At 35.0% G+C, this 12162-nt stretch carries 11 protein-coding genes; 10 read left to right on the top strand and 1 reads right to left on the bottom strand.

Translation table 11 applies throughout. The features are described 5' to 3' along the window. Positions 1–10 precede the first annotated feature (10 nt). Complete coding sequence (locus MN086_RS07120) at positions 11–1129, top strand: hypothetical protein (RefSeq protein WP_248575325.1); 1119 nt, start codon at positions 11–13, stop codon at positions 1127–1129. A 34-nt stretch (positions 1130–1163) separates the two neighbouring features. After that, the gene (locus MN086_RS07115; protein WP_248575324.1) at positions 1164–2933 is read left to right on the top strand and encodes a thiamine pyrophosphate-binding protein; all 1770 of its coding nucleotides are present in this window, start codon (positions 1164–1166) and stop codon (positions 2931–2933) included. A 39-nt stretch (positions 2934–2972) separates the two neighbouring features. Here the strand turns inward: MN086_RS07115 and MN086_RS07110 are convergent, their stop codons facing one another. After that, a complete protein-coding gene (locus MN086_RS07110; protein WP_248575323.1) occupies positions 2973–3326 on the bottom strand; it encodes a hypothetical protein in 354 nt (117 codons plus the stop codon). 319 nt (positions 3327–3645) lie between these two features. On the opposite strand from MN086_RS07110, the gene MN086_RS07105 reads away from it, so the two are divergent. The 8 genes from MN086_RS07105 to MN086_RS07070 all read left to right on the top strand — a co-directional run bounded on the left by MN086_RS07105 (position 3646) and on the right by MN086_RS07070 (position 12062). After that, a complete protein-coding gene (locus MN086_RS07105) occupies positions 3646–4725 on the top strand; it encodes a DegT/DnrJ/EryC1/StrS aminotransferase family protein (protein ID WP_248575322.1) in 1080 nt (359 codons plus the stop codon). 80 nt (positions 4726–4805) lie between these two features. Further along, positions 4806–5786, top strand: coding sequence for an ATP-grasp domain-containing protein (locus MN086_RS07100; protein WP_248575321.1), 981 nt, complete (start codon positions 4806–4808; stop codon positions 5784–5786). Positions 5787–5923: 137 nt separating this feature from the next. Further along, positions 5924–7012, top strand: coding sequence for a DegT/DnrJ/EryC1/StrS aminotransferase family protein (locus MN086_RS07095; RefSeq protein ID WP_248575320.1), 1089 nt, complete (start codon positions 5924–5926; stop codon positions 7010–7012). A 51-nt stretch (positions 7013–7063) separates the two neighbouring features. Next, positions 7064–7753 (top strand): WbqC family protein, encoded by a 690-nt coding sequence (locus tag MN086_RS07090; protein ID WP_248575319.1) that lies wholly within the window; start codon positions 7064–7066, stop codon positions 7751–7753. A 110-nt stretch (positions 7754–7863) separates the two neighbouring features. Further along, complete coding sequence (locus tag MN086_RS07085) at positions 7864–9318, top strand: lipopolysaccharide biosynthesis protein (protein WP_248575318.1); 1455 nt, start codon at positions 7864–7866, stop codon at positions 9316–9318. Positions 9319–9325: 7 nt separating this feature from the next. Next, positions 9326–9901 (top strand): dTDP-4-dehydrorhamnose 3,5-epimerase, encoded by a 576-nt coding sequence (gene rfbC, locus MN086_RS07080; protein WP_248575317.1) that lies wholly within the window; start codon positions 9326–9328, stop codon positions 9899–9901. Between the two features lie 86 nt (positions 9902–9987). Further along, the gene (gene rfbB / locus MN086_RS07075; protein WP_248575316.1) at positions 9988–11025 is read left to right on the top strand and encodes a dTDP-glucose 4,6-dehydratase; all 1038 of its coding nucleotides are present in this window, start codon (positions 9988–9990) and stop codon (positions 11023–11025) included. Then, positions 11025–12062: a glycosyltransferase gene (locus MN086_RS07070; RefSeq protein WP_248575315.1), complete on the top strand. Its 1038-nt coding sequence runs from the start codon at positions 11025–11027 to the stop codon at positions 12060–12062. The genes rfbB and MN086_RS07070 overlap by 1 nt, the downstream gene beginning before the upstream one ends. The last annotated feature ends 100 nt before the right edge of the window (positions 12063–12162 follow it).

The raw sequence follows: 12162 nt of genomic DNA, 5'->3' as shown, positions 1-12162 counted from the left end.
AGGGATTGCAATGTCTGCTCAAAAATGGATCAAAATTTGGATGATCATGATTCTAACTATCTCTTTTGCTGTAGGATTGATTAATTATGTCATTGATCCACTGGGGTTTAATAAAAAAATATTGATCAAAAATATGAACATTGTAAAAGAAGACAATACCCTTTTTACGATCAAATATAAAATGCCGCTATTAAAAAAAGGCGGATGGGACAATCTTATGTTAGGTACATCACGTATTGGATTGATGGACACACATGTAGCAGATAGATATTTAGGAGGTAAAACCTTTACAATGAGTCTTCCAGGCTCTGCAATGCCTCTTCAATGGGACTCATTTCTGTATGCGATTAAATTTAACAATATCAAGAATATCATCTATGGTATAGACTTTATGACATTTAATAAAAATTTAAAATTCAATGATGATTATGTGCAGTTGAAAGAGGAGATTCAATCTTTTGATTCCTTTTATACCTATGATATATACTTCAATATACAAACATTGATAAAATCTATACGTACAATAGTGAACAATAATGCTTTGCATCCAAGATATCATGTTTATTATTCAGAAAGCGGTATGAGACATTTTCCGAATTATAAACAGAAGCTCAAGAATGGAACGTTTAAATTACAAAACAGTATTAATGATCATATAAAATATTATTTTGATAAAAACCGTGGTATCTATGCCAAGTATGAATATTCACATGAGTATATGCGTATGTTTAAAAAAATTGTAGATTATTGTCATAAAAATGACATCAAGATTTATGTTTATATTCCTCCAATGTATGCTGAACATTTTTACGCTCTCAAGGAAGCAGGATTGAAACAGGCATTTGAAACCTTCAAAAGAGAATTGGCGGAAATCACCGATTTCACTGATTTTACAGGTGTGAATTCTATCACGACCAATAAAGATAATTATTGGGACTCTTCTCACCTGAGAAAAGAACATACTGAACTTGTCATAAGTAAATTATTGTATCCTGAAGATTCGGTTGAACATCAAGATTTTGGGGTCCAAGTAACAAAAGAAAATATAGAAGCACATTTGAAACAACAGAATGATCAATATAAATATATTGATTTAAAAGAAATACTTGATTCCATCTATAGGCATTGAGAGAGCATATGATTTTAGTGAAAAAGGAAAAGTGATGAAAGTATCAGATTATATCATTGAGTTTTTAGTGAAGCATAACATAGATAAGGTTTTTGGATATATAGGTGGGAATAATGCCCATATCATGGACTCTATAGATAACCATAAAGAGATCGAAATGGTGAATACCATACATGAACAAGGTGCCGGTTTTGCTGCAGAAGGGTATGCCAGAGCTACAGGTAAAATAGGTGTAGCAACAGCAACCAGTGGGCCGGGTGCAACAAATTTGATTACACCTATAGCCAGCTGTTTTTATGATTCTGTACCTGCATTGTTCATTACCGGGCAAGTCAATACCTATGAGTGCAAGAATGCATCAGGGTGTGAGAACAATGCCCCCGTACGACAGATAGGGTTTCAAGAGACAGATATTGTCAGTGTTGTGAAACCGATCACAAAATATGCTGTACTCATACATGATATACATGATCTAAGATATGAATTGGAAAAGGCTGCATATATATCTGAAGAGGGTAGGAAAGGACCGGTGCTTATTGATATTCCTATTGACCTGCAATACAAAGAGTTTGATCCGGATAAGGAAAGATCATTTTATGAGAGTGAAGCCTATCAAGCATCTTCAATCCATACAGATATAGATGATGCTGTGATCGAAAATATTGCTACACTGATCAATGCTTCAACAAGACCAGTGATATTGGTTGGCGGCGGTGCCAGAATCGCAGATGTCGAATCAGAGTTAAATGCATTATTGGGCGCTACAAATATTCCGGTCGTATACTCGTTAATGGGAAAAGATCTTGTCAAGGAGAGTTATAAATATAACCTTGGATTCATCGGTGCATACGGAAATAGATGTGCAAGTCTGACTTTGGCCAACAGTGACCTTTTGATCATACTGGGATCGAGGTTGGATGCTCGTCAGACAGGAAGACAAACATCTACGTTTGCCAGAGAAGCGAAAATCGTTCAGGTCGATATAGATAGACATGAACTAGACAGAAAGATAAAAGTGGATTACGCTCTCAATGCTGATGTAAAAAGTTTTCTTGATAAGCTAAATACAAAAGCACTCCAAACCAATATAGAGAGTTGGCAGAATAAGGTTTTAAGCTATAAAGAGCAATACTCTTCATTGTATACGATCGATAAAAAAGAAAAAATGCCAAATAAGATCATATCTCTTATTTCCCAACATTCAAAAGAAGGGGATATGGTGTGTGTAGATGTAGGATTGCATCAAATGTGGGCTGCCCAATCTTTTAGAGTCAAAAAAGACCAAAGATTACTTTTTTCAGGAGGTCTGGGAGCTATGGGGTGTGCATTGCCTACTGCTATCGGAGCTACACTGGGAAGTGGGACACGCGCAATCGCTATTGTAGGAGATGGTGGTTTTCAGATGAATATTCAAGAACTTGAAGTACTTAGTAGAAGACAACTGCCAATTAAAATATTTATCATGAACAATGCTTTTTTGGGCATGGTGAGACAAATGCAAACAGAATATTTAAATGAAAATTATATTGGGACTCAAAAGGATTACAGTGTGCCCCATTTCAAAAATATAGCAGAAGCGTATGGTATCAAAAGTCATGAAGTCTCAAATATGGATGAAATAGAGAAACTCATCGAGCAAAGTTTACAAAATGATGCAAGTGAACTCATAGATATACGGTTAAGTGACTCCAAACATCTGGTTGAACCCAGACTGGCAGGGAACAGACCTATGGAAGATATGGCACCCTTCTTGGATAGAGAAGAGTTGGAAAAACAGATGGTGATCAAACCATTAGACTATTAGTTAAGAGCTTATGGTATGGTATTCCATCTATTTCAACCATTATTTGGTAAGCCGGTCTGCCAAATATTCCAGTGATTCTTTGTATGAAGGATAACGTTGAAGACCATTTTGGATAAATTGCTCTTTAGTGACACGTTTTTCCCATACGGCATACGTCTCAATATAAAACCAATCAAAATCAGCTTTTTCTTTTAAAGGAAGATGTTTGTAGTTTGGTTGATTCTGTTCGATATCCTTAACCAGATTTTGCATATCTTCCCTATAAAGTTTGACTTTTTCAGGATCATTTCCCAATTCTACAAGTATATCGGTCTTTGACTCTTTCGTACTGCAACCACTTGCCAGCAGTGCCATGCCAAGAATGAGGAAATATGCCTTTAGTATCATTTTCATATTCATTTTTCTACCATCCTTATATCAATATATTTTTTAAGTATACACTTTTATGATTAAGATGTGAATGGCCGTTAAAATCTATAGAACCAAGAGAGAATAGAAGAGAGTCAGTATTTTTGGAGGTAACATCGCAGATAGATACATTAAAGTATTAAAAATATTATGAAAATACTTAGTAATATCTAATATTTATATATGAAGTATCATTTTTAAATTAAATAACATTAAATATAAGTTTTAATTTGTTTTGTTTGTAGTAGAATAGTAAAAATACCTTATTCGCATTGTTCAGATATATTATCTAAAAGGGGTAAAAATGATACCTATTTCAAAAGTTTGGTACCCGAATAAAGAAAAACTTCATGCATATATTGACAAGATATATGAAACAGGATGGGTTACCAATAACGGACCCTTAGTGCAAGAGTTTGAAAAAAGGCTTGAAGCATATCTGGGGGTTAAAAACCTGGTATGTGTAGCAAATGGTTCAATAGCCTTGGAAATGGCCTATACACTTCTGAAGTTAAAAGGTGAAGTGATCACGACACCGTTTACTTTTGTTTCAACAACAGATACACTTATCTCAAAGTGCCTGACACCGGTATATGCAGATATCCATAGTGAATATATGACCTTAGACCCAGATAAGATCGAAGGTTCTATGACTGATAAAACCACAGGTATTGTCCCCGTACATGTCTATGGTAATGCCTGTCAGGTGGATGAAATTATGGAAGTGGCAAAGAGAAACAATTTAAAAGTAGTGTTTGATGGTGCACATGCTTTTGGCGTCGATTATAAAGGTCAAAGTGTTTTAAACTACGGCGATATTTCAACGCTTAGTTTTAATGCAGTAAAACTCTTCCATTCTATTGAAGGTGGTGCCCTTATTATTAAAGATGATGCATTGTATGAAGAAGCAAAGGCAATGAGACAATACGGAAGAACGAATATCACAGGAGAAGGATGTACACCGGGTATTAACGGAAAAATGAACGAATTGGAAGCAGCCGCCGGACTCTGTGTACTTGATGAGATAGAAGCAGTCAGAAAAGAGAGAAAAGACAGCTATCTTTACTATGCAGAGCAGCTGAAGGATCATGTTCAAATGCAGAGACTGAATGAAGATGCCACGTTCAACTATAGTTATTGTCCTATTCTTCTAAGGTCACCAGATGAAATGCATAAGGTAATGGATGCTTTGATGGAAAACGGTATTAAACCCCGTCAATATTTCTCACCCTCACTTGATATTCTTCCTTATGTTGAACAGCGTAAACCTATGACTATTTCACGTGACTATACCAGTAGGATATTATCTTTACCATTACATTCAGGAGCTGAGGTAAAGGCTTGTGAAGTGATATTGGAAACATTAAAGAAAATTCGTACATGATTTTGTGGTTAAGTACAGATGGAACGGTATTGTCATTCACATAGTATTTGTATTTTTTTGTACATGAGAAAGGATATATTTTGAACATATTGTTTTGTACGATTGGACGAAGAGGGTATATCGTTGATTATTTTAGAAAACACCTGTCTGCTGATAGTAAGCTCATAGGTACCTCTGACAGAAATGACAGGAATACGGAGTTCACTTCCGGGTTTTTACATTGTGACAAAAGCTATATCGTTCCAAGCATAAAAGATGAACGTAAATATATTGATGCACTTTTACAGATTTGCAAAACTGAAAAGATTGATATGCTTCTCTCTTTCTATGATTATGACACGTATATATTATCAAAATATTTAAAAGAATTTGAAGTTGTAGGGGTAAAGCCTGTGATCTCTTCTCATCAGGTGAATCACATATGTTTTGATAAAGTTGAGGCTTTCAAGTTTTTACGACGTGAAGGGTTTCAAACACCGTGGACCATGACATCAGCAGAGGTGGTCCAACAAGAGATACCCTCTTACCCTGTCATCGTAAAACCAAGATTTGGTTTTGGAAGCAATGCGATCAGTCTGGCCCGAAACAGAGATGAAGTTGATTTTTTTCTGAAATATTATGATAATGAAGATATGATCGTTCAAGAGTTTATAGAAGGTAAAGAATATAGTTTTGACATATTAAATGATTTGAATGGACAAACGATCACAACCATCGTCAAACAGAAGATAAAAATGCGATCGGGGGAAACAGATCAAGGATATGCGATCAAAGATAGAAATATGGCTGCATTGGGAATGAAGCTAGGAAATAGACTTGGGCATGTAGGTCCACTTGATGTTGATTTTTTCTTAAAAGAGGGCGAGCCATACATATTAGAGTTGAATCCACGATTTGGCGGTGCTTATCCTATCACTTATCTTGCAGGTTGTGATTTCCCGAAAATACTCATAGATCTTGTAAATGATGAGATAGAGCCTTCTGATTATGAAAAATACCATGAGTATAAGGAAGGTATCATGATGATAAAGGATATAAATATATTAACGATATCAAAATAAGTAAATAGAATAATTTTTTCTTTTTTATAATTATAGAAGAAAGGAAGTATTATACTATATTATAAAATCTATCTTTTTAAGCTGATGAGTGGGATTGAGCAGCTCTACATATTGTTGAAGTGAAGCAGGAAGATTATATGATTTACACAACGAAAATATATATGCCTGACAAAGAAAAATTCAAAGCATATATAGATGGTATTTATGAAAGTAGATGCTTGACGAATAATGGGCCTCTGGTTCAAAGACTTGAGAAAAAACTTGAAGCATATCTAGGGGTAAAAAATCTGCTTTGCATCTCTAATGGGACAGATGCATTGCAACTAGCCTACAGACTTTTGGAAGTTGAGGGGGAAGTTGTAACGACCCCTTTCAGTTTTGTTTCTACAACCAGTGCGATCGTTGTAGAAGGACTGATCCCTGTTTTTGCAGATATTGATGGTAACTCTTATAACATTGATCCAAAGAATATTGAGAGTGTTATTACGGAAAAGACATGTGCGATAGCGCCGTGTCATGTCTTTGGTAATGCTTGTCAAATAGACGTAATCGATAAAATAGCCAGAAGACACAACCTCAAAGTGATTTATGATGCATCTCATGCTTTTGATGTGAAGTATAAAGATAAACATATATTAAATTACGGTGATATATCTATTATCAGTTTTCACGCGACCAAACTCTTTCATACGATTGAAGGTGCTGCTATTGTTATCAAGGATGATGCTTTGTATGAAAAAGCAAAAATTGTCAGGAATTGTGGTATTGATGGTCCTGATTCTGTGGTTATGCTGGGTGTCAATGCAAGAATGAATGAAGTGGAAGCGGCCATGGGATTATGTATGCTTGAGGAAGAGGATATCATACAAAAAGAACGTAAAGCAAGTCATGAATTCTATACACGTCAATTAAAAGAGTATGTTCAGTTACAAAAAAAGAATGAAGATGCCACGCAAAGTTATACCTATTTTCCAGTTGTATTCAAATCTGAAGATGAGATGAACAGGGTTCGAGAAGCATTACTTGAAAAAGAGATTGCAGCACGTCAATATTTTAAACCTTCATTAGACACACTTCCTTATATTGAACATCAAAGTATCATGGTGAAATCGAGAGATATTGCAAGCAGAATTTTGGTAGTTCCGATGCATTCAGGTATAGAACCCCTTGTGAGTGAAACAATTATAGAAACATTGAAGGAAATACGCTCGAAAAACTATAGTTAAATGAGAGGCAGGATTTTTCTTGCGTTACGTTATATGTATAAAGGGTAAAAAATGACAATAGGATGTAATCAGCCATACTTTTTCCCTTATCTTGGGTTCTGGCAATTAATAAATATATCTGATATCTATGTGATTGCAGACAGTATGCAGTACATAAAACAAGGGTATATCAACAGAAACAATATGCTTATCAATGGTAGGCGACATTTGTTTACATTAGAAGTGTCGAGTGTTCATATGAGATCACTGATCAATGAAGTTAAAGTCGGAAAAAATGCCCGTCAAATACTGAAATCAATTTTTCATGCTTACAAAAAAGCACCATATTTTGAAGAAGTTTATCCAATGTTAGAAGAGATATTGTTGCATGGTGAAAAGAATTTAGCTAAATACGTGGGTTATGCAATTGAGAGAACTGTACAATATTTAGATATAGATACAAAAATGATTTATTTGAGTGATCTACAGGGAGACACTTTGTTAAAGGGACAAGATAGAGTAATAGATATCTGTAAAAGATTAAATGCTGATCATTATATTAATTCGATCGGTGGGCAGAAACTATATAATAAAGAAGACTTTCTGAGAGAAGGGATAAAGTTGAATTTTATAAAAAGTGGAGATATAGAGTATAAACAGTTTAATCATAAGTTTATACCCAATCTTTCTATTATTGATGTTATGATGTTTAACTCTAAAGAAGAGATTGAAGAGATGTTGAACAGCTATGAATTAATATAGTTATTGAATTCAAAATAAAGGATAAGCTCTATAGTCAAGACTAGCTAACGAACAGATGGTAGTTAAAAGCATGCTGCATTAAAAATATATACATTAAGAAAGAAGTTTATATGCCTGATAACTTAAAGTCAATGGGATTAACCGCACTGATCTGGGATTTTTTTGGAAAAATAGCCAGACACGGAACGACTTTTATTGTAACAATCATTTTGGCAAGGATACTCGAGCCATCTGATTTTGGTTTGATAGCGATGATCATGGTCATTGTAATGATCGCGCTTGTTTTTACCGATGTAGGACTTGGTAGTGCTTTGATACAGCGGCGCAGACTATTACTGGTTCACTATTCTTCTGTATTTTATTTTAATGTCTTTATTGGTGTAATACTGACAGTAATTACAATTTTTTCTGCTTCCTGGATAAGTGATTTTTATAACAATGAAGAACTTGTTCCTGTTACACAAGTCACAGCACTGTTATTTGTGATCAATGCATTTAGCAGCGTACAGACCAATATATTACGTAAACAACTGAATTACGCTGCTTTGGCAAAAGCAGATGTAGCTGCAGCCCTCTTAAGCGGTATAACCAGTATCGGGTTCGCACTTTACGGTGCTGGAGTATGGAGTCTTGTGATCCAGGCACTGTCAAGAGGCGTATATTATAATCTATTTGTCTGGAGTGCATCCAAATGGGTGCCTTCCTTATTGTTTTCTTTTAAGGCATTGATGCAATTATGGGGATTTGGTTTTCGTATTTTTTTATCCACTATACTTGAAGTGGTATATAGTAAACTGGATGTTCTTATTATAGGAAAGTTATTTACTCCAGCAGTTCTAGGTTTTTTTGACCAGGCCAAAAGATTAGATTTAATGATCACTCAGCTCTCGTCCGGGAGTATTATGGCAGTACTTTTTCCTGTCTTAAGTAAAGTACAAAATGATTTACCAAGATTTCAACATATCGTCATCAACACATTGAGAATTATTAGTTTTGTTGTTTTCTTTCTGTTGGGCGTAATGTACGTCATATCTGAAGAATTAATTGTTTTTCTATTCACGGAAAAGTGGCTGCCCTCCGTTGCATACTTTAAAATACTTCTATTGAGTGGTTTTGCATATCCTATAAGTGCATTACTTGTTGATATCTTAATGAGCCGTGGAAATTCCAAAGCTTTTCTTCGCCTGGAGATCTATAAAAAAATATTGCAGAGTATTAACTTTTATGTTGGGTTTTTATGGGGGATAGAAGGGTATCTTTATGGTTTGGTTATCGTGGCAGTTTTGAGTGTTTCTTTAAATATTTTGTTTGCATCACGTGAAATCAAATTAGCTTTTTTTGTGTTTCTCAAACCTATTATTGTACAGATGCTAATTTCATTCATAATAGTGTGGCTAGTGATATTATCCACTGAAGAAATTGAAATATATGGTATACTAATGTTAGTCATGAAAAGTACAATGTTTACCGTTCTCTATTTTATAATCAATAAACTAGTGAAAACGAGTTCTTATGGGAGTTTTGAAGCACAGTTAAGTCAGATTTTAAAACGACGAAAGGGGTAGAGTGAATATGAAGTTCATCAAAACCAAGATACCTGATGTTATTATGATCGAACCGGATATTTTTGCTGATGACAGAGGTTATTTCATGGAAACGTATCGGAGTGACAAGCTGCAAGAGGCATTGGGGTTTAATATTGATTTTCTCCAAGACAATGAATCTAAATCATCCTATGGTGTACTTCGAGGACTACACTTTCAACTTCCCCCGTTTGCCCAGAGTAAGTTAGCACGTGCTATTAAGGGTAAAATTCTTGATATTGCTGTAGATATTCGTAAGGGATCTCCTACATTTGGGAAATATGTGGCAGTTGAACTGTCAGAGGAGAATAAACGTATGCTCTTCATACCACGAGGATTTGCGCACGGATTTGTAGTGCTTTCTGAGGAAGCAATACTTTCCTATAAAGTGGATAACTATTACGCTAGAGAATTTGATAGAGGGATTGCTTTTGATGATCCGACACTCAATATAGACTGGCAGATAAATCCTGATCATTTACTACTTTCCGACAAGGATAAGAAGCAACCCTTACTTTTAGACACAGATAAACTTTTTGATTATGATGAGGATCTTTATGGATAAAGCATTTTACTCATAGGGGCCGATTTATTCAAATTATTAAAAGATTCATTAAGAGAGTATCTAAAAATAATAGAAAAGGATAGAAAGTGAAATCAATTTTAGTGACTGGCTGTGCGGGATTTATTGGAAGTAACTTTGTACCTTATTTTTTAGAAAAGTACCCGGAGTATCATGTGATTAATCTTGATCTTCTTACTTATGCCGGTGATGTAGAGAATTTAAAAGAGATAGAAAAGAGTGAACGCTACAGTTTTGTGAAAGGAGATATTTGCAATAGGGAATTACTGGAATATCTTTTTTCCGAACATGATATAAGGGGTGTGATCCATTTTGCTGCTGAATCTCATGTTGACAATTCTATCAAAAACCCTGGTCTATTTATAGAAACCAATGTGAACGGTACTTTTACGCTAATTGATGTAGCGTACAAGTATTGGATGGAGAAACCTTTTGTCCATACGCCAGGGTATGAAGGGTGCCGATTTCACCATATATCCACCGATGAAGTCTACGGTACATTGGGTGAAGAAGGACTTTTTACGGAAGAGACCCCTTATGCGCCCAATTCACCTTATTCAGCTTCAAAAGCAGGAAGTGATATGGTTGTGAGAAGTTATCATCATACGTATGGTATGGATACGGTTATCACAAACTGTTCAAATAACTATGGTCCGAAGCAGCATGATGAAAAACTCATACCGACCATTATACGTAAAGCACTGCAAGGGGATACTATTCCCATTTACGGGGATGGTAAAAACATCCGTGACTGGCTCTATGTCCTGGACCATTGTAAAGGGATCGATCTTGTGTACCATACCGGAAAAAATGGTGAAGTCTACAACATCGGTGGGCGTAATGAGCGTAACAACAACTACATTGCTGATAAGATATGTGAAATACTCGATAGTCTGCTTCCCAAAGAAGAAAGTTATAAAGAGCAGATTACTTATGTTGAGGATAGGGCAGGGCATGATAGGCGTTATGCTATAGATGCTACTAAAATTGAAACCCAACTTGGATGGAGAGCTGATGAGCATTTTGAATCTGGAATTATTAAGACCGTAAAGTGGTATTTAGAAAAATATAATATTTCATCTGAAAAAATAGAAAAAGTAAAATAATGATAGAAAAAAATGAAACAGAGATCATGAAGAACTGGAGCTATACGGAACCTCCTCTTATGACCGTGGCATGTATCACCTATAATCATGAAAGTTATATCTCAGATGCATTAGACGGTATATTGATGCAAGAGACTGATTTCCCATTTGAGGTTATTGTGCATGATGATTGTTCAATCGATAAGACGGTAGAGATATTAGAGAAGTATGTAAAAGAATATCCAACGATCATAAAACTGATTTTGCAAAAAGAGAATCAGTGGTCAAAAGGTATCATGCCAGGAACGACAATTTTCAATAGAGCATCTGGAAAGTATATTGCAATATGTGAAGGAGATGACTATTGGATAGATCCTCATAAGTTGCAGATACAACTTGATGAAATGAGAAAAGTTGAAGATTGTCAGATGAGTTTTCATTCAGCGATTGATCAATGGGAAGATGGTAGTAAAAAGGACAGTATTACCACAAAACAGGCCAATGGTAATAGACTATTTTCTACAAGTGAGATTGTATTAGGAGGTGGAGGATTTTGTCCGACAGCATCTTTGATCTTTGAAAAAGAAGCTGTTTTAAATTTACCTCAATGGTATGAGGAAGCACCTTTTGGAGATTATTTTCTGCAGATCTTCGGATCTATAAAAGGTGGTGCACTTTATATTGATAGACCGATGTCTGTCTACAGAAGAAATGCTGCTGGATCCTGGTCTGTTTCAATGCTGAATATTGAAAATAAAGAAAAAGAATTTCAAAGAATACTGAAAAGCTATAATGATATGGATAGCTATTTCAATCAACAATTTCATGCTGAAATTCTACAGATCAAATCAGAATTGTATCTTGAAATGGCACTCTCTTACTTGATAAGTGATGATATTATAAAATTTAAGCAGACCGTTAAAGATAGTTATTCACTAACTCCGAAAAGATCAAAAAAACTTTTACTAAGTTACTATTTAAGAAGTTTTCCTACGCTTTTAAAGGGTATGTCAAAACTATACAGAAAGCTAAATAAATATATAGCTTTTAAGGGATAAGTATTGGGATCGGTTTTAACATTAGTTCTAAGTGTATACTTTTTCATTATTTCCTATCGACTTCAGTTCATATATCTCATTTTTATTTTTCTCGTACCAT

This window comes from Sulfurovum sp. XGS-02 (assembly GCF_023213175.1).
Taxonomy (GTDB): Bacteria; Campylobacterota; Campylobacteria; order Campylobacterales; family Sulfurovaceae; genus Sulfurovum.
The sequence above is the reverse complement of the archived record's forward strand: the minus strand, read 5'-3'. Positions and strand labels throughout refer to the sequence as shown.

Excerpts from the sequence above, each read along its gene's own strand:
- MN086_RS07110 (WP_248575323.1), bottom strand. The coding sequence starts at position 3,326 with ATGAAAATGATACTAAAGGCATATTTCCTCATTCTTGGCATGGCACTG.
- MN086_RS07115 (WP_248575324.1), top strand. The coding sequence starts at position 1,164 with ATGAAAGTATCAGATTATATCATTGAGTTTTTAGTGAAGCATAACATA.
- MN086_RS07095 (WP_248575320.1), top strand. The coding sequence starts at position 5,924 with ATGATTTACACAACGAAAATATATATGCCTGACAAAGAAAAATTCAAA.
- MN086_RS07090 (WP_248575319.1), top strand. The coding sequence starts at position 7,064 with ATGACAATAGGATGTAATCAGCCATACTTTTTCCCTTATCTTGGGTTC.
- MN086_RS07085 (WP_248575318.1), top strand. The coding sequence starts at position 7,864 with ATGCCTGATAACTTAAAGTCAATGGGATTAACCGCACTGATCTGGGAT.
- MN086_RS07120 (WP_248575325.1), top strand. The coding sequence starts at position 11 with ATGTCTGCTCAAAAATGGATCAAAATTTGGATGATCATGATTCTAACT.
- MN086_RS07070 (WP_248575315.1), top strand. The coding sequence starts at position 11,025 with ATGATAGAAAAAAATGAAACAGAGATCATGAAGAACTGGAGCTATACG.
- MN086_RS07105 (WP_248575322.1), top strand. The coding sequence starts at position 3,646 with ATGATACCTATTTCAAAAGTTTGGTACCCGAATAAAGAAAAACTTCAT.
- rfbC (WP_248575317.1), top strand. The coding sequence starts at position 9,326 with ATGAAGTTCATCAAAACCAAGATACCTGATGTTATTATGATCGAACCG.